We start from the raw sequence: 21,025 nt of genomic DNA, 5'->3' as shown, positions 1-21,025 counted from the left end.
AAGACCGTGGCATGCCACGGTCTTTTTCTATCGGTGAGGTTTAGACTTGGCTCTCGGCTGATTGGAGCGCCTTTTGTTCGTAATCAGACGCCCAATCACGCAGTTTTTGCCACAAGCGGCCTAAGGTTTCATGCCAGTAGCGTTCCGTTTGCTCAAGGTATTTCCCTTTGGGCGTATATTTTTCCCAAGCTTGGGTAATATTCGACTGAGCTAAATAATTGGTTGGTGCTGGGTAAGGTTTTAAGCCGGCCGAGTGGAACTCATGTAACGCGCGCTTCATATGGCTCGCTGACGTTACGACCACCAACTGTTTGGTTGTGACGAAAGCGGCAGCTTGACGCGCTTCTTCCCACGTGTCTTTGGCGGTTTCGAGCAAAATGATGTCTGATTTAGAAACCCCAAGGGCGAGGGCGACTTTAGCCATCATTCGCGCGTTACTGACTTCCGAGCCTCCGGCATAGCCTGATAAAATCAGCTTAGAGCCTGGGTATATGCGCATAATACGAATCCCTTCCGCAAGTCTCATTAATCCGGTCCGGCTGAGCTCGGAAGTGGGAGGAATTTTATCATCGACGACATGCCCGCTGCCGAGCACCATGACATAGTCTATCGATTCATCAACAGGGAAGAATGCGGAATATTGCCGTTCAAGTGGCATTAACAGACGTGAAGACACAGGCTGGAATGCGATAAGGAAAATACCGATAAAAGCGAAGAGAACAACAAAGCAGCCACTCTTCTGCTTGCGAGTGAACATGATCAACATTAAGCCGAACAGGCCAATGATTAATAGGGCTGGCAGCGGCATAAGTAAGGAAGACACTACTTTTTTCAGCTCAAACATACTAAATAGTCCGAAAAAACATCAATTGATTACATTTTAAGAGAAAGCCTCTTTATTCCTGCTTTTCTTGTGACAGAATAGCAGCACGATTAGACATGATAACTCAAGCCGCTGTGACTGAAGACCGTAATTTCGACGATATTGCCCACAAATTTGCAAAAAACATTTACGGCTCTGACAAAGGCGACATTCGTCAAGTCATTGTTTGGGAAGATCTTCAACAGATACTCAAGCTGGTTGAAAGGGATAAGCAAGCGTTGAACATCCTTGATGCAGGCGGTGGCTTAGCCCAAATGTCGCAAAAGCTTGCTAAACTCGGACATCAGATTACGTTATGTGATCTATCTTCTGAAATGCTGCAATTGGCACAGCAGGATATTGCAAATAATCGCCTGCTTGAGCAGTATCGTTTCATTCATTCGCCAGTTCAATCTATTGAGCAACACCTTACTAGTAAAGTGGACGTTGTCCTGTTTCATGCGGTGATGGAGTGGCTTGCCTCTCCTAAAGCTGCACTTGAAACTGTGCTTGATCAGGTTAAACCCGGCGGTATGGCCTCTGTGATGTTCTATAACCATCATGGTTTGGTCTACAAAAATGTGGTGTGTGGCAATATTCCTCATGTACTCGAGGGCATGCCTCATCGCAAAAGATTTAAGTTACAACCACAAAAAGGCTTAAAACCAGAGCAAGTCTATCAATGGATAGAAGACGCTGGTTTCTCAATTTGTGGCAAGTCTGGTATCCGTTGCTTTAACGATTACATCGGTAATCAACAGTATATGGGTGACTACCAGCCTGAAGATGTGTTGGCACTAGAAAGACAATTGTGCAGACAAGAGCCCTACCTCTCGTTAGGCCGATACATACATGTATGGGCAAAGAAGAACAATAAGCAGGACTAACAATGAGTGAGATGACTCTAAATGCTGCAGAGCAGCCGCTCGACGAATTGGTCGGCTGGGTTAAACAGCACGATTTCTCATTAAATCTCTCTAATGAGCGCTTAGCATTCCTGATTGCGATTGCGGTACTCAGTAATGAAAGATTTGATGAAGAGCTGGGTGAGGGTGAATTGCACGATGCGTTCACCATAGTAACGCGCCTGTTTGAACAAACAGGAGAGGCGTCGGCGTTTCGCGCCAACAACGCCATCAATGAGATGGTCAAACAACGTTTAATCACTCGCTTTACCAGTGAAGTGAACGAAGGGGCAAGTATCTATCGCTTGTCTCCGTTGGCTCTGGGGATCACGGATTATTACGTTCGTCATCGCCAATTTTCAAAGCTAAGACTTTCTATTCAGCTCTCTATGGTAGCGGATGAGATGGCTAAAGCGATTGAATCGGCTCGTCAAGGCGGTACCGCTGGTCACTGGCGTAAAAATGTCTACGGCGTACTCAAATACTCTGTAGGTGAAATTTTTGACCAGATTGATCTTAATCAGCGAGTCATGGATGAGCAGCAACAATCGGTCAAAACTCAGATCGCAGAGCTTTTGAATAAAGATTGGCGCGACGCGATCAATAACTGTGAAGCTCTGTTGTCTGAAACATCAAATACCCTCAAAGAGCTGCAAGATACATTGCAAGCTGCGGGTGATGAGTTACAAACCCAGATCCTCGATATTCAAGAGCTAGTTTATGGTGATGATGAATTAGAATTTATCGCAGAGACCTTGTTTGGTTTACAGATGAAACTTGATCGCATCACTAGCTGGGGGCAACAGACGATTGACCTATGGATTGGTTATGATCGTCATGTGCATAAATTTATTCGAACCGCGATTGATATGGATAAGAACCGAGCGTTCAGTTCGCGTTTGCGTCAATCGGTAAAAGATTACTTCGATATGCCTTGGTATCTCACTTATGCAGATGCCGAGCGCCTAACTGATCTTCGTGATGAAGCGTTAGTCCTTCGAGATGATGAAGTGACTGGCCAAGTCCCACTTGACGTGGAATACGAAGAGTTTCAACAGGTCAACGATGAGCTATCTGAACGTATTGGTAGCATGTTAAAAGTTCACAAGCATAACGGGACGCCAATTGATCTCGGCTTGGTACTACGCGACTACTTAGAACAACATCCTCAGACTCATCATTTTGATTTAGCACGAATTGTTATCGACCAAGCGGTGCGTCTCGGTTATTCCGAGTCAGACTATCAAGCCGTTCAACCTGACTGGCAAGCGATCAACAATTACGGTGCAAAGGTACAAGCAAATGTCATCGACCGATATTAATGAATACATGTCAGATAACCTGGCAAAAGCGATTTCAAACCCACTGTTCCCTGCGTTAGATAGCATGCTCCGCGCAGGGCGCCATATCTCAACGGAAGATCTCGACAACCATGCGTTGTTGTCAGACTTTGAAATCGAATTATCCTCTTTTTACCAACGCTACAATACCGAGCTTGTTAAGGCGCCAGAAGGTTTCTTTTATCTGCGCCCACGTTCGACAGCTTTAATTGGTCGTAGTGTCCTGTCTGAGTTAGACATGTTGGTGGGTAAGGTACTGTGTTTTCTTTACCTCAGCCCAGAGCGCTTGGCGCATGAAGGTATCTTTACTAACCAAGAGCTGTATGAAGAACTGCTGGCTTTGGCAGATGAAGCCAAGTTAATGAAGCTTGTGACCAACCGAGCAAGCGGCTCTGATCTCGATAAAGAAAAGCTGTTTGAGAAAGTCCGTACGTCGCTGCGTCGTTTGCGTCGTCTTGGCATGATCATCAACATCGGTGAGACCGGTAAATTTAGTATTAGCGAATCGGTGTTTCGCTTCGGTGCCGACGTGCGTGTCGGCGATGATATGCGTGAAGCGCAGCTCCGATTAATTCGCGATGGCGAAGCGGTCGTGCACACCAAAGAACCGAATCAAGGCAGTCTGTTAGAGCAAACCGATGAAGAACAAGTCGAAGAAGCAATGATTAAAGAGGATCAAGCATGATTGAACGTGGTAAGTATCAATCGTTAACCATGGTCAACTGGAACGGCTTCTTTGCCCGTACTTTTGATATTGATGGCCTGGTCACCACGCTTTCTGGTGGTAACGGTGCGGGTAAGTCGACCACTATGGCGGCCTTTATTACCGCCTTGATCCCTGATCAAACTCTGCTTCATTTCCGCAATACCACGGAAGCGGGCAGCAGCCAATCTTCACGTGACAAAGGTTTGTACGGCAAGCTGCAAGCGGGGGCGTGTTATGCCGCGCTTGATGTGGTTAACTCGCGTAATCAACGCTTGTTATTTGTGGTAAAGCTGCAACAAGTGGCAGGCCGAGATAAGAAAGTCGACATTAAACCGTTTGTTATTCAAGGGCTGCCAAGCCATGTGAAACCGACCGATGTGCTGATCGAGAGTGTGTCTGATACTCAAGCTCGTGTGCGTCAAATTAACGAAGTCAAACAGTCGGTCGCTCAATGGGAAGAAGTACAATTTAAAACTTTCTCGTCGATTGTGGATTACCATGCGCAGATGTTTGAGTACGGCGTGATTCCAAAGAAATTGCGCAACTCAAGTGATCGTTCGAAGTTTTATCGCCTGATCGAAGCATCACTCTATGGTGGTATTTCAAGTGCCATCACTCGTTCGCTGCGTGATTACTTGTTGCCACAAAATGGTGGGGTTAAGAAAGCCTTCCAGGATATGGAGTCTGCGCTGCGTGAAAACCGCATGACGCTCGACGCGATTAAAACCACTCAAGCTGACCGCGATCTGTTCAAACATTTGATCGCCGAATCGACCAATTACGTCGCCGCAGATTACATGCGTCATGCTAACGATCGACGCAATAAGCTTGATCAGACACTATCTTTGCGCTCAGAGCTGTTTAGCTCACGCGAGACATTGCTTGAACAAAACACCTTACTTAATCGAGTTCAAGAACAACTAGAACTGTTGGTTGAGTCTGAGTCGTCCTTAGAGCAAGACTACCAAGCCGCGTCTGATCACTTGCAATTGGTGCAAAATGCGTTGCGTCAGCAAGAGAAAATCGAACGTTATCAAGAAGATCTTGAAGAACTCAGTGAGCGTCTTGAAGAACAAATGATGGTGGTTGAAGAAGCGCAAGAACGCGTGATGATGGCGGAAGAGCAAGCCACGATTTCAGAACAAGAAGTCGATAGCTTAAAAACACAGTTGGCTGATTACCAGCAAGCGCTTGATGTCCAGCAAACACGTGCATTGCAGTACCAACAAGCGATTCAGGCTTTGAATAAAGCTCAACAATTGTTGGCTGATGATAGCTTGAGTGCTGACACCGCCCAGGCGCGTTTGGCTGAGTTAAAAGCCCAAGAAGCACAGCACACCACTGCGCTTCTTGCGACCAAGCATAAATTGGATATGTCGTCTGCGGCCGCTGAGCAATTTGAAACAGCGCTCGCGTTAGTTAAGAGTATTGTCGGTCAGGTTGAGCGTCATGACGCTGCGACAAGAGCTTTCGCTGCGATACAACAAGGGCGAGATGCACAGCAACTGCTGCAAAACGAATCCCAATGGCGCGCGCAGCATCGTGATATTGAACGTCGGCTACACAAGCAGCGTCAGACCCAAGAATTGGTCAACAATTACCAAAAACAGCACCAGATTGAGCTCAATGACGAGTTGGCTTTTGAACAAGAGCGCGAACGTCATGCCATGCACATTGAGTCTTTGCAATTGGCGCAAGAAGATCTGCGTGAACAGCGCAGTGAGCAGCGTCGGGTTGAACAAGATGTGAGCGCTGAAATAAACAAGTTTGAGGCCATAGCGCCAAGCTGGATTGCGGCCAACGACGCATTAGAATCGCTTCGAGAGCAAAGTGGTGCTGATCTGTACGATAGCCAGTCCGTGATGAGTCACATGCAAGTGGTGCTTGAGCAAGAAAAGCAACAGTCGGTGGCAAAAGATAAGTTGGCTGAGCGTCGCAATCAACTCGACAACGAGATTGAGCGCCTCGCGTCTCCGGGGGGATCGAATGATCCGCGCCTGAAGGGACTTGCCGATAGCTTAGGCGGTGTTTTGCTGTCTGAGATTTACGACGATATTACCATTGAAGATGCGCCATATTTCAGTGCCATGTATGGTCCAGCTCGCCACGCGATCGTTGTGTCTGACTTGTCAGGTATCGAAGAGAAATTGGTTGAGCTTGATGACTGTCCAGAGGATCTGTACATCCTAGAAGGGGATGTCGATGCCTTTGATGATAGCTCCTTTAACGCCGAAGAGCTTGAAGGTGCAGTGTGTGTTCGCATGAACGATCGTCAAATGCGTTATTCGCGTTTGCCTGACATACCTCTATTTGGTCGTGCGGCGCGTGAGCAGCGTTTAGAGTTGCTGCGTAACGAGCGCGAAGATGTGGTCGAGCAGCACGCCAAAGCGTCATTTGACTCACAGAAACTGCAACGCTTATATCAAGCACTGAACCGTTTTGTCGCACAACACATTCAAGTCGCGTTTGAAGCGGATCCTGAGCAGGCACTGGCGATTGCCCGTGACAAGCGCAATCAAGTGACGCGCCAGCTGGCTGATATTGGTAGCAAAGAACAGCAGCAGCGCCGTCAGTTAGAAGCATGCAAACAAGCGTTAAACGATCTCGACAAGATAGCGCCAAATATGGCCTTGATTGAAGAGGACACCTTAGCGGCTCAGTTTGAAGAACTTGAGCACAGTTTGAGCGCGCTTTCTGAAGCGAAAGCCTTTGTTGATCAGCATGGCAAAGCGCTTGCGGAACTGGATAAAATCGCCTCTTCTCTCAATACTGACCCTGAGCAATTTGATGTGCTGGCTGCTGAATACCAAGCGGCCGATCAAGCGCTACAGCAGTTGAAACGCCAAATTTTTGCCTTGGCCGATTTGGTTGAGCGTCGTCATTACTTTACTTATTCGGATTCGGTGGATTTACTCAACAAGAGCAGCGAGTTGAGTGAGCAGTTGAAGGCGAAATTGGTTGAGGCGGAGCGTGCTCGTACGCGTTCACGTGATGAACTCAAGCAAGCACAAAGTCAATTGAGTCAATATCACCAGTTACTTGCATCGCTCAAGAGCTCACACCAAGCCAAACAGGAAACTGTGCAAGAGTTCAAGCAAGAACTGCAAGAGTTCGGTGTTACTGCGGACGAGGGCTCGGCAGAACGCGCTTTACGCCGTCGCGATGAGTTGCAGGAGCGTCTGCATACCTCACGCACGCGTAAGAGTGAATACGAACGCAGCATTACGTCAACTGAACTTGAAATGAAAGCGCTGGCTAAGCGTTTGAAGAAAGTGCAGAAAGAGTATGTTGAACTGCGTACTTTCGTTGTTGCAGCGAAAGCAGGTTGGTGCTCAGTGCTGCGTTTGGCGCGTGAGAACGATGTCGAGCGTCGTCTACATAAACGTGAACTTGCCTACCTGTCTGCGGATGAACTGCGTTCAATGTCGGATAAATCGCTAGGGGCACTGCGCCTTGCTGTTGCCGATAATGAGGATTTGCGTGATGCGCTGCGCTTATCGGAAGACAATGCTCGCCCAGAGCGTAAAGTGCTGTTTTATATTGCCGTCTATCAACATCTGCGTGAACGTATTCGTCAAGATATTATTCGCACTGATGATCCAGTCGAAGCGATTGAAGAGATGGAAGTTGAGCTAGCGCGGTTGACTGAAGAGCTTACGCAACGTGAAAACCGCTTGGCGATCAGCTCTGAATCGGTTGCAAGCATCATTAACAAGACCATTCAGCGTGAGCAAAACCGTATTCGTATGCTTAACCAAGGCTTGTCTAATATTTCTTTTGGTCAAGTGAAAGGGGTTCGTCTCAACGTTAAGGTGCGCGAAAGCCACGAGGTGCTACTCAACGGTTTATCCACACAGCAAGAGCAGCATAAAGACCTATTTGAGTCTACGCGCTACACCTTCTCGGAAGCGATGGCGAAACTGTTCCAACGTGTTAATCCACATATCGATATGGGTCAACGCTCACCGCAGGTTTTGGGTGAAGAGTTACTTGATTACCGCAACTACCTTGAACTCAGTGTTGAAGTAAGCCGTGGTTCCGATGGTTGGTTACAAGCCGAGTCTGGCGCACTATCAACGGGTGAAGCGATTGGTACGGGTCAGTCGATTTTGTTGATGGTTGTGCAAAGTTGGGAAGAGGAGTCTCGTCGCTTACGCAGTAAAGACATTGTGCCATGTCGTTTATTGTTCCTTGATGAGGCGGCGCGTTTAGATACTAAATCCATCTCTACCCTGTTTGAGCTTTGTGATCGCCTAGATATGCAGTTGCTTATTGCCGCGCCAGAGAATATCAGCCCTGAAAAAGGCACGACGTATAAGCTAGTACGGAAAGTGTTTAAGGATCACGAGCACGTTCATGTGGTCGGCTTACGTGGCTTTGGGCAAGAGGTCAAAGCAAAAAGTGAAGTTCAACAGCTCGTTGAAGAGTTGTAAAGCCAATAAAAAAGCCCGTGATAAACGGGCTTTTTTTACATTGGAACCAAGATTAGTTGGTGACTTCTTTAGCAAAGATACCAAACTGCTTCGCCGCATAGGCAACACGTTCAGCTGGTTTGGGGTATTCAGCGGGTGAGCCCAAGCTTTCAATATGATGTAAACGAGGCAATAACCCGGCACCGTTAGCTATTTGAATTGCGAGTCCAGGACGCGCGTTAAGTTCTAACACCATTGGGCCTTCGTCTCGGTCGAGTACCATATCCGTCCCCATGTAACCCAGCCCTGTCATCTCCCAAGCACTGGATGCCAGAATCAACAAACGCTCCCAATGAGGGACCTGAAGTGTTGAAAGGTCTTTACCCGTATCAGGGTGATGCGTGACAGGATGATCAAACTGCACGGCACGCACCGCACGACCTGTTGCGATATCGATGCCGACACCGACCGCGCCTTGGTGAAGGTTCGCTTTGCCGTCTGAAGCCGACGTCGAGCAGCGCATCATTGCCATTACAGGGTAGCCTTTGAATACGATAATTCGTACGTCAGGCACGCCTTCAAAACTAAAACCATCAAAGCAGCTATCAAACTTGATTAGGTTTTCAACGACGGCCACATCGTTTTTGCCACCAAGAGAGAAAAGCCCCGCCAGTGCATTACTGATGTGGCGCTCAACGCCTTCTTTATTGATGGTCGCGCCTGAAGGTTTGGTATAGACGCCATCTTTGTGCGAGGTGATCACCAAGATGCCTTTGCCACCACTGCCTTGTGCTGGCTTAATGACAAAACCTGGCCAGTTTTTAACCATGTTATGGACGGTTTTCACTTCAGCTTGATTACTGATCACACCAATCAGCTCAGGTGTGGTGGCGCCATGTTGCTGAGCAATGATTTTTGTCTTGAGCTTGTCATCCACCAATGGGTATTTGGAACGATCATTGTAGCGACCAATATAGCTATGGTTACGCTTGTTCATCCCCATGATGCCTTTATGACGGAGCTTACTTGGCGAAGTAATACGAGAAAACATAGTTAGTCCTCCGCAAGTGGCTTAAAGCGACGTAGCTCTGTCAGGCGGTAACCTGTGTAAGTACCTAGCAATAAGATGCAAGCTAAAACAATTAGTTGTAGTCCAATAAAGTTAAAGGTCAGGTGTTGGATAAATGGATTGGTCATGGCTAAGTAGACCAGCACCGCGGTGAGCAGTGATCCACCGCCTTGCAGTACCACTTCTTTTGCACCTTCCTCTTCCCATAGAATCGACATACGTTCGATAGTCCATGACAAAATAATCATCGGGAAGAAGGTGATGGATAAACCTTCGGTTAGGCCAATCTTAAATGCGACGACGGTGAAGACCGATATGATCATAATCACCGTGATAATCACCGCGGAGATCCGCGCCACCAGAAGTAGATTGAGTTTAGAAAGATAACTTCGTATCACCAGTCCGGTGCCGACAATGAGCAAGAAACCGACAATACCTGTGACGAGCTGAGTTTGGACAAAAGCTACCGCGATAAGAACCGGCATAAAGGTGCCAGAAGTTTTAAGGCCGATAATCACCCGCAAGAACACAACAATCAGTGCGCCAATAGGGATGAGCATAATCGTCTTGAACATCGCTTGCTCTTCGAGTGGCAAACTATGAATTGAGAAGTTAAGTAAGCCATCCGCTTCGACTTTGTCTACCGTCGCTTGGGTAGGTGTGACCTCTAGAGCAATCATCGAAAAATGGACTTGGCTGTTTTGCCCACCAATCAGATCGAGCAATGATACGTTTGATTCGTCCCAAACCAGAAGGTTATCGGCGATAACTTGATTGATTTTATTCGGGTTGAACAAAATCCAGTTGGTCCCATCCCATACTTGATTCATATGCTGAATCGTTTGACGACGACGACCATCTTCTAACTCAATGACACCGACAATCTTGTTGGGAATTTTAGCATAAGAAAGCAGTGCATTGACCGCATCGACTTTAGACATGGTGTTGAGGACGAGCGATGCGTTCTGACTGTCAGAGTCATTGAACGATTTGATCAACTCACGGGTAAAGGTGATGTCATCGGCTGAACGTTGGTTAGCCAGCTCAATCAAAGCAATCGCGGCGGCTTCTACTGGGCCTTCAAAGGTTGGTGCAATGATCTCACCACTTGGTGGAATCGGATCTACTTTTGCCTGTGGGTCAACCAAGAACTGAGTTTTATAGTAGATGGTTTGTGGGCCTGTCGCTTGACGGATAGACCACTCGGCTCGGCGGCCAGTTTCAGTTTCAAGGTAAGAGACACCATAACCAGGCGAGGAAGAAGATTCGCTAATCAGAGTAAAGCCCGTTTGAGTATGGGGAGCCGCAAGTGAGGCTTTAACAGGTTTGGCTTGGCCATTAAACTCAATGCGCGCTTCAATGTCCCAGACTTGGCGCGTTTCCCCTGGAGTCCAAGGAACACCATAACTTTGGTGACGGAACATGCTCAAGGCGATGCCCGCTAAGATCAGTAAAATGACTGATACATAAAAAGGAATTTTAGACGTCATAAACTCACGCTACCGTTATTAATTTTTAGGAGTATTCGCATGGATATATTTTTGACTTACGTCAATGATCGCAATGTCTCGAATAAACTCACGCCCTAGCAATACAGGATGACTCATTTGAGAGCGATCTGCCAAGGTAAATTGCGCTTTTTCATGGATTTTTCCGAGCTTGACCCATAACTCAACCACAGCTCTTCTCTCAACGTCATCATTACTAGATTGACGAATTTTAACGAAACGAACAATGGGGGCTTCGATCCAATTTGAGTCGTCCAGTGGCGTTTCACCGTCAGAGAGGTGAAAACGTACCCAATTTTTGCCGTTGCGTTCGAACTCTTCAATATCAACCGCATTGAGAGAAGAGGTGGCAGCGCCGGTGTCGATTCGAGCATCAAACACCTGCTGGATTTTATCGATGGTGACTTTCTCAACTTCGCCCAGCAGTAGTTCATTTCTTGGTGGGGTCGGCACGGCAGGCATGGTTTGAACCTGAGCCGCTTTCTCGGCTAAGCACTGCTTTTGTAAAGATTCATATTTGAAGTCTGACAGTTCTTGCTCTAAAGCGGTTAAACGTTCTTCTAAGCTCTCGATGTAATCATTTTGGTTACTGATATGGGCATCAAGATTCTGGTAGTGGTTAGTCAGGTTGCTTTCAGAAGACTTAATCGCGGCTAACGTCTCTAGATGGTATTTTTCACTGTTGGTAAGGGTACAGCCGGAAAGCAGTATCAGGGCCAATACGGGGATAGATCTTGTAAACATTGATTCGCCTAAGTCAGGTTGAGATTTTGCAAATGTGGAGTCAAGCCAATCTCTATGTCACTTTATCGAAGAGCATACGTTCAGTTCTATAATGATCTGATTCTCAAGCGATAAATACAATAAAGGATGCAATAACAGCATCCTTTATTGTAAAAGGGAATCACTCACAGAGGAATCGATTTGATGCTCACTTGAGTTAACTCTTTGTCAATTCACATCGGTTAAGGTTTTTGTGCAACCAAAATCGCTCTTCTGGGGGCTGGGTGACCCTCAACGGTTTTGTTTGGATCATTGGGATCGAGGTAATCTGGCAACGAATTGTGGGTCATCCAGTCAGTCGTGCGCTGCTCACCGGTGGTGGTGGTATTTTCATCAACGATGCGAACATCAATAAAGCCCACTTGCTCTAACCAAACCTTTAACGCTTTGGCAGAAGGGAAAAAGTAGACATTACGCATTTGTGCATAACGATCAACCGGAACCAATACCGAGGTTTCGTCGCCTTCAATGACTAACGTTTCCAGTACTAATTCACCTCCAGACACCAACTGATCTTTGAGTTGAATCAAGTGATCCAGCGGTGAACGACGGTGATACAAAACACCCATGCTAAACACGGTATCGAATGCTTCGAGCTTAGGTAATTGTTCAATACCCAGCGGCAACAAATGTGCGCGCTGATTGTCGCCCATCAGCTTACGTATCGCTTCAAACTGAATCAGGAACAGATGGGATGGATCGATGCCCACCGTCAGACGCGCCCCTTCGCCTAACATACGCCACATGTGATAGCCGTTACCGCACCCTACATCAAGGACACTGCGATCTTTCAGTGGAGAAATATGCGGTAAAACACGATCCCATTTCCAGTCACTGCGCCATTCGGTATCAATATGGATACCATGAACCGTGTATGGGCCTTTACGCCACGGGTGAAAAGTACGTAACAGGCTTTCGAGCTTTTTAAGTTCACCGCTGTGGAATGGTGTGTCGTTGGCGATAGTCACCGAGTTTTTTAAATCCACTTGATCAGGTGAGCCTTCAGGGATCTTATTGAGTGCCTTTAACCAGCGAGCGAAATCACCATGCTCAGTATTTTGCCAATCGGTTAACTGTTGAGGTAATACGTTTAGCCAAGGCTGGAGACGTGTGTCTTGTGCAATCAATTGGTAGAAATTTGCAAAGTTAAACATAGTTTTTCACTGCTAGATAAATTAAAAATTTGACTCAAATGGCTCAGCGTTCAATCACGCGTTATCGCATCATTTTATCGCGAACATTGACCCAAAGTTAAAGCATTGGAACCAGACGTCGTAACTGGTGAAGCCAATTTGTGCAAAGCGTTGTTTGTGTTCTTGCTTAGAGTCAGGTCGCATGACATTTTCGATTGCACTGCGTTTTTGACTAATTTCGAGCTCGCTATAGCCATTGGCACGCTTAAAGTCGTGATGTAAATCGACAAGCAGTTCATTGGCCATTTTATCTTCAAAGACAAATTTTTCTGACAGGATCAAAATGCCACCAGGGCGTAAACCGGCGTAGATCTTTTTCAATAAGGTATATCTGTCTTCTGGGGACAGAAACTGCAGCGTGAAATTGAGTACCACCACAGACGCATTGTCGATTTCAATATCACGAATATCCGCTTCGACCACATCAACGGGGGTATCGCTGCGGTAGGCATTAACGTGTAATTTGCAACGCTCGACCATGGCTGACGAGTTATCGACCGCGATGATCTGACAGCCTTCTTGTTTGATATGGCGGCGCATAGAAAGGGTTGCGGCACCAAGCGAGCAACCTAAATCGTAGATATTGGAGTGCGGTTTGACAAATCGTTCTGCCAGCATGCCAATCGCCGAGATGATGTTACTGTAGCCAGGAACAGAGCGCTGAATCATGTCAGGAAACACTTCTGCAACGCGTTCGTCAAAGGTGAAATCACCAATTTTATCGATAGGAGCCGAAAAAATAGTGTCGGGATTGCTTTTCGGGTTCATAGCTCAGTTCTCGTAACATGCCAACGACAGGGGATATTGCCTGCCACTAAAAAAGGCGCGTATTTTATGGGAAATTTACCGCGCTGTCATGCATTGACGGTGAATCAATCAAAACATCGAAATTTGCCGTTGGCCGCTTTGAGCCGGGAAAGGCGCTAAATCGGGTAACGTGACACTTTTTTGTAGCTGTTGATATAAACCGGCGGCAAGTTCGGGGGCGACAATATTATCGGCGGTATGAATCATGACATAAGGCTGCTTTCCCTCGGCTATCCATTGTGGCAATTTGCGTAGCCAGGGGGCGAAAAATTCATAATTAAACTGCTCTTGTGGGTGACCGATAAAACGAACCATGGGTTGCTGGGCGGTCGCTATGGCATGCACTGGGACTTTGGGCTTTTTCATTTGCGCATCGATAATTGCTTCGTTATCAGGTTTGGCGGCAAACACTGGGCGACTATCCATAATGATTCGGTCGTATCCTCGCTCGATAAGCCACTGATTTAAAGCTTTCTCTGCATCACCTTTGGCAAAAAATGCCGGATGACGAACCTCAATACCTAGCGGGTAATCTGGCGGGAATAGCGTGCAAAACTGTTGTAGCTGCGCTAAATGTTCTGGGCCAAACGCGGCAGGCAACTGAATGGTCCACTGGCCAATTCTCTCATGCAAAGGCTGCATCACTTGCATGAAGCTTTTTAGCTCAGCTTGACAGCCGCGCAACATTTGCTGGTGGGTGATGCTTTGCGGCAGTTTAAAGGTAAAGCGAAACTGATCGTGAGTGGCGTTATACCAATTACGCACGGTCGTTGGGTTTGGGGTGGCATAGAAGGTCGTGTTGCCCTCAACGGTATGGAAGACGCGCGCGTATTTCTCAAGTCGTTGATTGGCCTGAGTACCCTTACCATAAAAGCTGTGCTGCCAGTGATTGTGCGACCACATCGTCAGGCCGAACCTGATGGGTAAATCGTCCATAGTGCCCCTATTCACCGTTGGTTTGAATTGGATCTATCAGAGCTTTGCCGAACCGACCTTTTAAAGGCTATAATCAGCGCCATTCAATTGTCTGTGTAGTGCTTTTACCGCTTTATTGGTTTAAAAAGCATCAACAGATGATAAATCGCAATAAATTGTACGTTGAATAGTCGATCTAAACTGACTTTCAGCGTATAAATGGAACTTTGCTCTATCGGTAAATCTATCACTGATAGAGAGTAATCAACAAATTTAAAGAGATTGGGAAATTCATTATGCGTACCCATTACTGTGGTCATCTGAACAAGTCCCTTGCAGGACAAACTGTAGAACTTTGCGGCTGGGTTAACCGTCGTCGTGATTTAGGCGGTCTTATTTTTATCGATATGCGAGATCGTGAAGGCGTTGTTCAGGTAGTTGTCGATCCAGATATGGCAGACGCACACGAAGTGGCCAATACACTTCGTAATGAATTCTGTATCAAGTTAACGGGTGAAGTACGCGCTCGTCCAGAAAGCCAAGCCAACAAAGATATGGCGACTGGTGAAGTTGAAATTTTGGCCACAGGCCTTGAAATCATCAACCGTTCTGACGCACTGCCATTAGACTTCAACCAAAAGAACTCGGAAGAACAGCGTCTAAAATACCGTTACCTAGATCTACGTCGCCCAGAAATGAGTGACCGTATTAAACTGCGTGCTAAAGCGTCAAGTTTTGTGCGTCGTTTCCTTGATGACAACGGCTTCCTTGACATCGAAACTCCGGTACTGACCAAAGCAACGCCAGAAGGCGCTCGTGATTATTTAGTGCCAAGTCGTGTTCATAAAGGCAGTTTCTACGCGCTTCCTCAATCTCCTCAGCTATTCAAACAGCTGCTAATGATGTCTGGTTTTGACCGTTACTACCAAATCGTTAAGTGTTTCCGTGATGAAGACTTGCGTGCTGACCGTCAACCAGAATTCACCCAGATCGATATCGAAACGTCATTCATGAGCGCTGATCAAGTTCGTGACGTAACGGAAAACATGGTTCGCGATATGTGGCAAGAGCTGCTTAACGTCGACTTGGGTCAATTCCCAGTGATGCCATTTAGTGAAGCGATTCGTCGTTTTGGTTCTGACAAGCCTGATCTTCGTAACCCACTTGAGCTTGTTGATGTTGCTGATCTTGTCAAAGACGTCGAGTTTAAAGTTTTCTCTGGCCCAGCGAATGACGAGAAAGGCCGCGTTGCAGTAATCCGTGTTCCGGGTGGCGCATCTCTTACTCGTAAACAAATCGACGGTTACGGTGAGTTTGTTAGTATCTACGGCGCGAAAGGTCTGGCGTGGATGAAGGTTAACGACCGCGCTGCAGGCATGGAAGGTATCCAATCTCCAGTAGCTAAGTTCCTAAACGAAGACGTAATCAACGCCATTCTAGAGCGCACTGAAGCAGAGTCTGGCGATATCATCCTATTTGGCGCCGACAAAGCGGGTATCGTTGCAGAAGCACTTGGTGCACTACGCCTGAAACTGGGTAAAGATCTAGAGCTAACCAACCAATCTGCATGGGCTCCGTTATGGGTTGTTGACTTCCCAATGTTTGAAGAAGATGACGAAGGTAACCTCCATGCGATGCACCACCCATTCACCGCGCCTTTGGGTGTGACAGCGCAAGAGCTGAAAGCCAACCCAAGTGCGGCAAACTCTAACGCGTACGATATGGTTCTTAACGGCTATGAAGTTGGTGGTGGTTCGGTACGTATCCACAACGCAGAAATGCAAGCAGCGGTATTTGATATTCTAGGTATCGAAGCTGACGAACAGCAACTGAAATTCGGCTTCCTACTGGATGCATTGAAGTTTGGTACGCCACCGCACGCAGGTCTTGCATTTGGTCTTGATCGCCTAGTGATGCTGCTATGTGGTACAGAGAACATCCGTGATGTTATCGCGTTCCCGAAAACAACAGCAGCGGCGTGTCTACTCACAGACGCTCCAAGCCTAGCGAACCCAGCGTCGCTTGAAGAGCTATCGATTGCGGTTAAAATTGCAGAGAAAAAACAATAAGCGTAATCGCTTACTATCTTTGAAGATTTAACAACGGCGCTTCACTTGAAGCGCCGTTTTTTTTGTTCGTCATTGCCCAAGCGAGCAACGAATGATCTGGAATCTAGGATTGGGTGTGCTTTCAATAAGGGCTGAAGTTAGATGTTAATCTCTTGCCACTCGCCCGGTTGTAAATCTCCCAGAGTAAGATCTCCCATCGAATAGCGAATCAAGCGCAGGGTCGGATAGCCGATATGCGCGGTCATGCGTCGCACCTGACGGTTACGTCCTTCAATAATGGTAATAGCAAGCCAGGTGGTCGGGATATTGGCTCGAAAACGCACTGGCGGATTACGTTGCCAAACGTTGGGCGCATCAATACGCTCGATTGTCGCTGGCAGAGTTAGGCCATCTTTGAGTTCAACGCCCTTACGCAGTTTATCAAGGTCAGCTTCGCTCGGTGCGCCATCAACCTGAACCCAATAGGTTTTCGGGGATTTTGATTTGGGTTGGGTCAACTTTGCTTGCAAAATTCCGTCATTAGTCAGCACCATTAAGCCTTCACTGTCTCTATCGAGGCGGCCTGCGGCATACACGTCTTTGACCTCAATATAATCGGCCAAGGTTTTTCTACCATCGCCATCAGTAAACTGGCTTAAGGTGTCAAAAGGTTTGTTAAAAAGGATAACGCGTCTTTCTGCGGCTGAGATTTTCGGTTTTTGACTCACAGGCTTGCGACGACGTTTGGTCGAACTGTTGGCCATTGAAGAACCGGATTTACTGCGTTTAAAACCAGATTGGGACTTGGTGTTAGAATCGGATGAGAAGTCCCGACGTGATGGTGGTGGCATGTTAACTACCTTGCAAAAATGTGAATAAAGTGTGTTTGAAAGTTTCTTATATATCCAATTTAAGCTATCATTTGCGCGCCAAAAAACAGGATTGTCGAGCAAGATGATAGACTATTATCTTGTTTTTGTTTAATTATAATTAATCGCTCTCATGGACGTCACTGGTCAGTGGCAAAAACAATAAGAGACGGATAAATCGCAACAAGTGGGGAGATGAAGTATTCAACTTGTTAGCGGCCATTCACACAAGGCTACTCATCCGATGGCTTTGTTAGAACAATAGGGAAATTTCATGCCTACAGAAAAACCTACAATCATTTACACCATTACAGATGAAGCTCCTGCACTAGCAACGTATTCGCTACTTCCGATTATTCAATCGTTTACTGCTTCTTCTGGCATTGATGTTGACACTCGTGACATCTCTCTAGCTGGGCGTATTCTTGCTAGTTTCCCAGAACATTTGACTGAAGAGCAGCGCATTGGTGATGCGCTAACTGAACTTGGTGAATTGGCAAAAACACCACAGGCAAACATCATTAAGCTACCTAACATCTCTGCTTCTATCCCACAGTTAAAAGCGGCGATCAAAGAACTTCAGGACAAAGGCTACAACTTACCAAACTATCCTGCAGAGCCGAGCACCTACGAAGAAGAAGCGATCAAAGCGACCTACGACAAGATCAAAGGTAGTGCGGTAAACCCAGTACTGCGTGAGGGTAACTCTGACCGTCGCGCACCGCTGTCAGTTAAGAACTACGCCAAGAAAAATCCTCATTCAATGGGCGCGTGGTCTGCGGATTCTAAATCACATGTTTCAAGCATGGCTGATAAAGACTTCTTCGGTAGCGAAAAATCAGTCACGATTGATGGCGCAACAGAAGTTAAAATCGAGTTTGTGGCTACCGATGGCACGGTAAAAGAACTTAAAGCACCATTTCCAATCCAAGATAAAGAGATAATCGACAGTGCGGTACTGAACAAGAACGCACTCGTAGAGTTTTTCGAACAGCAAATTGAAGAAGCGAAGCAGCAAGACGTGCTACTGTCACTGCACATGAAAGCCACCATGATGAAGGTGTCTGACCCTGTGATCTTTGGCCATGCGGTTAAAGTTTACTATAAAGATGTATTTGCAAAATATGGCGAACTCTTTACGCAACTAGGCGTCGATGTCAGCAACGGTATTGGTGATGTGTACGCTAAAATTCAAACTTTGCCTGCTGAGCAAAAACAAGAAATTGAAGCTGCGCTGCAAGCGGTATATCAAACTCAGCCACCATTAGCCATGGTGGATTCTGACCGCGGTATTACTAACCTCCACGTACCTAGTGACATTATCGTTGATGCTTCTATGCCTGCGATGCTGCGTTCATCCGGTCAAATGTGGGGACCTGATGGTAAGCAGAAAGACACCAAAGCAATGATCCCAGATCGTAGCTATGCTGGCATCTATCAAGCGGTAATTGATTTCTGTAAAGAGAATGGCGCTTTTGATCCAACCACCATGGGCAGCGTGCCAAATGTTGGTTTAATGGCGCAAAAAGCCGAAGAGTACGGCTCTCACGACAAGACATTTATTCTTGATGCGGCAGGCTCTGTGCGCATTGTTGACACGTCAGGGAAAGTACTGCTTGAGCAAGCGGTCGAAGAAGGTGATATCTTCCGTATGTGTCAGGTGAAAGATGCGCCAATCCAAGATTGGGTTAAACTTGCTGTCACTCGCGCTCGTGCTACTGGTGTTCCAGCGGTATTCTGGTTAGACGAAAATCGTGCGCACGATGCGGAGCTGATTAAGAAAGTTAACGCTTACTTACCTGAGCACGATACCGAAGGGCTAGAAATTAAGATTCTGGCACCACTTGAAGCGTGTCAGTACTCGCTGGTTCGTATCAAGCAAGGCCTAGACACTATTTCAGTGACGGGTAACGTTCTTCGTGACTACCTAACTGACCTGTTCCCAATTCTAGAACTCGGTACTTCGGCGAAGATGCTTTCAATCGTGCCGCTGATGAATGGTGGTGGTTTGTTTGAAACAGGCGCGGGCGGTAGTGCACCGAAACACGTGCAACAAGTTGAGAAAGAGAACCACCTACGTTGGGATTCATTGGGTGAATTCTTAGCATTGGCTGCGTCTCTAGAGCATTTAAGTACGGTGACGGGTAATGCTAAAGCCAAAGTGCTTGCTGATGCGCTAGACAAAGCGACAGGTGAGTTCCTCGACAATAATAAGTCACCATCGCGCCGTGTCGGTGAGCTTGATAATCGTGGTAGCCATTATTATCTTGCGACTTACTGGGCTAAAGCGCTTGCTGAGCAAACTCAAGATGCTGATCTTGCTGCCGAGTTTGCGCCAATTGCTCAAACACTGGCAGAAAACGAACAGCAAATCGTTGCTGAGCTCAATCAAGCCCAAGGTGTGCCTGCTGATCTAGGGGGTTACTACTCACCGGTGTTTGAAAAGGTATCAGCCTTGATGCGCCCGAGTGCGACCTTGAACGCGATTATCAACCGATAATAAATACGTTGAAACTAAAAAACCCGCTGCCAAGCGGGTTTTTTTATCAACAACCGGTTTTTATCAGTAACCTAAGTCAGTTGGCAGCGGTTATTTTGCTGAGTGGGCTTCCACTGGAACCACGGAGCTTGCGTGATAACCTTTTGGCCCTTCTTCCACTTCAAAACTTACTTGTTGGCCCGCTTTCAGAGTACGATAACCGTCCATTTGAATCGTTGAATAGTGCGCAAACACATCTCCGTCTTCTCCCTCTGGACAGATAAAACCAAATCCTTTGGAGTTGTTAAACCATTTTACTGTACCTGTAGCCATGCTTTACATCCCTCATGCATTGTGTCTGTAACGTTGTTAAGTGTTTACTTATCATCCTTAGTAAACAGAAAGTGAATATCCATTCAGCCGCTGCCAAATTTTGAGTCACTATTTGACCAATGTAGCCAATGGGCGAGCGCAGTCAATAGTAAAAAGGTCTCATAGTCGACATATTTGCAAGCAAATCACTTTTAAGATTTACATTTGTGCAACTTATAGCTCAATGCCACGTATTAAAATATACGTACTGTGAATGGAATTCGGGTTCTTTTTAATCAATTAGATACGCCAATTAGGCGGATCAAAATCTTTTATTTGCAGCGACTCAAATGGTGGATTAGTCTCTAAGTAGGGCCAAATATTGTTTTCTACCTAAATGGTCCTTATTTAAAGAGAGCTAAATTCAAAACTTCTGCTCGTCGAAGTGGTAAAATTCACAGAGTCAAACATCAACGTCGTTATAGTCATGAGCAAACATTTTGAATGGGTTACTCCAGATTCAGATTTACTGGAGAGAGAAAAAACAAAAGTTAAGCCACCATCTATGTATAACGTTGTTTTGAACAACGATGATTACACCCCGATGGACTTTGTCATTGAAATTTTAGAGCGATTTTTCTCAATGGATATCGACAAAGCAACACAGGTAATGCTCCAGGTGCATTATGAAGGCAAAGCAATTTGTGGCACGTTTACTGCAGAAGTTGCTGAGACCAAGGTAGCGCAAGTTACTATGTATGCGAACGAGAATGAGCATCCTTTGCTTTGTACAATGGAACAAGCCTAATGCTTGTTC

General features: G+C 46.5%; 16 protein-coding genes. 7 read left to right on the top strand and 9 right to left on the bottom strand.

The genetic code is table 11. From position 1 onward, the window contains the following. Positions 1-40: 40 nt before the first annotated feature. Positions 41-844, bottom strand: a complete 804-nt coding sequence (gene elyC, locus BS19_RS16825; protein WP_038176905.1) for an envelope biogenesis factor ElyC — start codon at positions 842-844, stop codon at positions 41-43. 113 nt (positions 845-957) lie between these two features. Here elyC and cmoM point away from each other — a divergent pair, with 113 nt between their 5' ends. From cmoM to mukB, 4 genes are read left to right on the top strand one after another with little or no spacing between them, the layout of a single operon-like run. After that, positions 958-1,749 (top strand): tRNA uridine 5-oxyacetic acid(34) methyltransferase CmoM, encoded by a 792-nt coding sequence (gene cmoM, locus BS19_RS16820; RefSeq protein ID WP_038177247.1) that lies wholly within the window; start codon positions 958-960, stop codon positions 1,747-1,749. 2 nt (positions 1,750-1,751) lie between these two features. Beyond that, the gene (gene mukF / locus BS19_RS16815; protein WP_038176904.1) at positions 1,752-3,089 is read left to right on the top strand and encodes a chromosome partition protein MukF; all 1,338 of its coding nucleotides are present in this window, start codon (positions 1,752-1,754) and stop codon (positions 3,087-3,089) included. After that, the gene (gene mukE, locus BS19_RS16810) at positions 3,070-3,792 is read left to right on the top strand and encodes a chromosome partition protein MukE (RefSeq protein WP_038176903.1); all 723 of its coding nucleotides are present in this window, start codon (positions 3,070-3,072) and stop codon (positions 3,790-3,792) included. The genes mukF and mukE overlap by 20 nt, the downstream gene beginning before the upstream one ends. Further along, positions 3,789-8,246, top strand: a complete 4,458-nt coding sequence (gene mukB, locus BS19_RS16805) for a chromosome partition protein MukB (protein ID WP_038176902.1) — start codon at positions 3,789-3,791, stop codon at positions 8,244-8,246. Before mukE ends, mukB begins: the two co-directional genes overlap by 4 nt. A gap of 52 nt (positions 8,247-8,298) precedes the next feature. On the opposite strand, the gene BS19_RS16800 is transcribed toward mukB, so the two are convergent. The 6 genes from BS19_RS16800 to BS19_RS16775 all read right to left on the bottom strand — a co-directional run bounded on the left by BS19_RS16800 (position 8,299) and on the right by BS19_RS16775 (position 14,521). Beyond that, on the bottom strand, positions 8,299-9,276 hold the full coding sequence (locus tag BS19_RS16800) for an alpha-L-glutamate ligase-like protein (protein ID WP_038176900.1): 978 nt from the start codon (positions 9,274-9,276) through the stop codon (positions 8,299-8,301). 2 nt (positions 9,277-9,278) lie between these two features. Further along, entirely contained in the window at positions 9,279-10,784 is a 1,506-nt protein-coding gene (locus BS19_RS16795; protein ID WP_038176899.1) for an inactive transglutaminase family protein, read from the bottom strand. Positions 10,785-10,802: 18 nt separating this feature from the next. Next, entirely contained in the window at positions 10,803-11,546 is a 744-nt protein-coding gene (locus tag BS19_RS16790) for an ATP-dependent zinc protease family protein (RefSeq protein ID WP_038176897.1), read from the bottom strand. A gap of 221 nt (positions 11,547-11,767) precedes the next feature. Then, a complete protein-coding gene (gene cmoB / locus BS19_RS16785) occupies positions 11,768-12,739 on the bottom strand; it encodes a tRNA 5-methoxyuridine(34)/uridine 5-oxyacetic acid(34) synthase CmoB (protein WP_038176894.1) in 972 nt (323 codons plus the stop codon). A 69-nt stretch (positions 12,740-12,808) separates the two neighbouring features. After that, positions 12,809-13,546, bottom strand: a complete 738-nt coding sequence (gene cmoA / locus BS19_RS16780) for a carboxy-S-adenosyl-L-methionine synthase CmoA (RefSeq protein WP_038176892.1) — start codon at positions 13,544-13,546, stop codon at positions 12,809-12,811. Between the two features lie 108 nt (positions 13,547-13,654). After that, entirely contained in the window at positions 13,655-14,521 is an 867-nt protein-coding gene (locus BS19_RS16775) for a DUF72 domain-containing protein (RefSeq protein ID WP_038176891.1), read from the bottom strand. A 275-nt stretch (positions 14,522-14,796) separates the two neighbouring features. Between BS19_RS16775 and aspS the strand changes: the two genes are divergently transcribed. Continuing rightward, the gene (gene aspS / locus BS19_RS16770) at positions 14,797-16,569 is read left to right on the top strand and encodes an aspartate--tRNA ligase (protein WP_038176889.1); all 1,773 of its coding nucleotides are present in this window, start codon (positions 14,797-14,799) and stop codon (positions 16,567-16,569) included. A gap of 137 nt (positions 16,570-16,706) precedes the next feature. On the opposite strand, the gene BS19_RS16765 is transcribed toward aspS, so the two are convergent. Beyond that, complete coding sequence (locus BS19_RS16765) at positions 16,707-17,399, bottom strand: pseudouridine synthase (protein WP_038176887.1); 693 nt, start codon at positions 17,397-17,399, stop codon at positions 16,707-16,709. Between the two features lie 292 nt (positions 17,400-17,691). Between BS19_RS16765 and BS19_RS16760 the strand changes: the two genes are divergently transcribed. Further along, positions 17,692-19,917 carry an NADP-dependent isocitrate dehydrogenase gene (locus BS19_RS16760; protein WP_038176886.1) on the top strand — a complete coding sequence of 742 codons (2,226 nt, stop codon included), beginning with the start codon at positions 17,692-17,694 and terminating at the stop codon, positions 19,915-19,917. Positions 19,918-20,007: 90 nt separating this feature from the next. Here the strand turns inward: BS19_RS16760 and cspD are convergent, their stop codons facing one another. Continuing rightward, positions 20,008-20,229: a cold shock domain-containing protein CspD gene (gene cspD / locus BS19_RS16755; RefSeq protein ID WP_038176885.1), complete on the bottom strand. Its 222-nt coding sequence runs from the start codon at positions 20,227-20,229 to the stop codon at positions 20,008-20,010. A gap of 466 nt (positions 20,230-20,695) precedes the next feature. Here cspD and clpS point away from each other — a divergent pair, with 466 nt between their 5' ends. Next, the gene (gene clpS / locus BS19_RS16750; protein ID WP_038177246.1) at positions 20,696-21,016 is read left to right on the top strand and encodes an ATP-dependent Clp protease adapter ClpS; all 321 of its coding nucleotides are present in this window, start codon (positions 20,696-20,698) and stop codon (positions 21,014-21,016) included. Positions 21,017-21,025 lie beyond the last annotated feature (9 nt).

The sequence above is a fragment of the Vibrio pacinii DSM 19139 genome (assembly GCF_000711795.1).
GTDB lineage: Bacteria > Pseudomonadota > Gammaproteobacteria > Enterobacterales > Vibrionaceae > Vibrio > Vibrio pacinii.
The sequence above is the reverse complement of the archived record's forward strand: the minus strand, read 5'-3'. Positions and strand labels throughout refer to the sequence as shown.

Excerpts from the sequence above, each read along its gene's own strand:
- elyC (WP_038176905.1), bottom strand. The coding sequence starts at position 844 with ATGTTTGAGCTGAAAAAAGTAGTGTCTTCCTTACTTATGCCGCTGCCA.
- mukF (WP_038176904.1), top strand. The coding sequence starts at position 1,752 with ATGAGTGAGATGACTCTAAATGCTGCAGAGCAGCCGCTCGACGAATTG.
- mukE (WP_038176903.1), top strand. The coding sequence starts at position 3,070 with ATGTCATCGACCGATATTAATGAATACATGTCAGATAACCTGGCAAAA.
- mukB (WP_038176902.1), top strand. The coding sequence starts at position 3,789 with ATGATTGAACGTGGTAAGTATCAATCGTTAACCATGGTCAACTGGAAC.
- BS19_RS16800 (WP_038176900.1), bottom strand. The coding sequence starts at position 9,276 with ATGTTTTCTCGTATTACTTCGCCAAGTAAGCTCCGTCATAAAGGCATC.
- BS19_RS16795 (WP_038176899.1), bottom strand. The coding sequence starts at position 10,784 with ATGACGTCTAAAATTCCTTTTTATGTATCAGTCATTTTACTGATCTTA.
- BS19_RS16790 (WP_038176897.1), bottom strand. The coding sequence starts at position 11,546 with ATGTTTACAAGATCTATCCCCGTATTGGCCCTGATACTGCTTTCCGGC.
- cmoB (WP_038176894.1), bottom strand. The coding sequence starts at position 12,739 with ATGTTTAACTTTGCAAATTTCTACCAATTGATTGCACAAGACACACGT.
- cmoA (WP_038176892.1), bottom strand. The coding sequence starts at position 13,546 with ATGAACCCGAAAAGCAATCCCGACACTATTTTTTCGGCTCCTATCGAT.
- BS19_RS16775 (WP_038176891.1), bottom strand. The coding sequence starts at position 14,521 with ATGGACGATTTACCCATCAGGTTCGGCCTGACGATGTGGTCGCACAAT.
- aspS (WP_038176889.1), top strand. The coding sequence starts at position 14,797 with ATGCGTACCCATTACTGTGGTCATCTGAACAAGTCCCTTGCAGGACAA.
- BS19_RS16765 (WP_038176887.1), bottom strand. The coding sequence starts at position 17,399 with ATGCCACCACCATCACGTCGGGACTTCTCATCCGATTCTAACACCAAG.
- BS19_RS16760 (WP_038176886.1), top strand. The coding sequence starts at position 17,692 with ATGCCTACAGAAAAACCTACAATCATTTACACCATTACAGATGAAGCT.
- cspD (WP_038176885.1), bottom strand. The coding sequence starts at position 20,229 with ATGGCTACAGGTACAGTAAAATGGTTTAACAACTCCAAAGGATTTGGT.
- clpS (WP_038177246.1), top strand. The coding sequence starts at position 20,696 with ATGAGCAAACATTTTGAATGGGTTACTCCAGATTCAGATTTACTGGAG.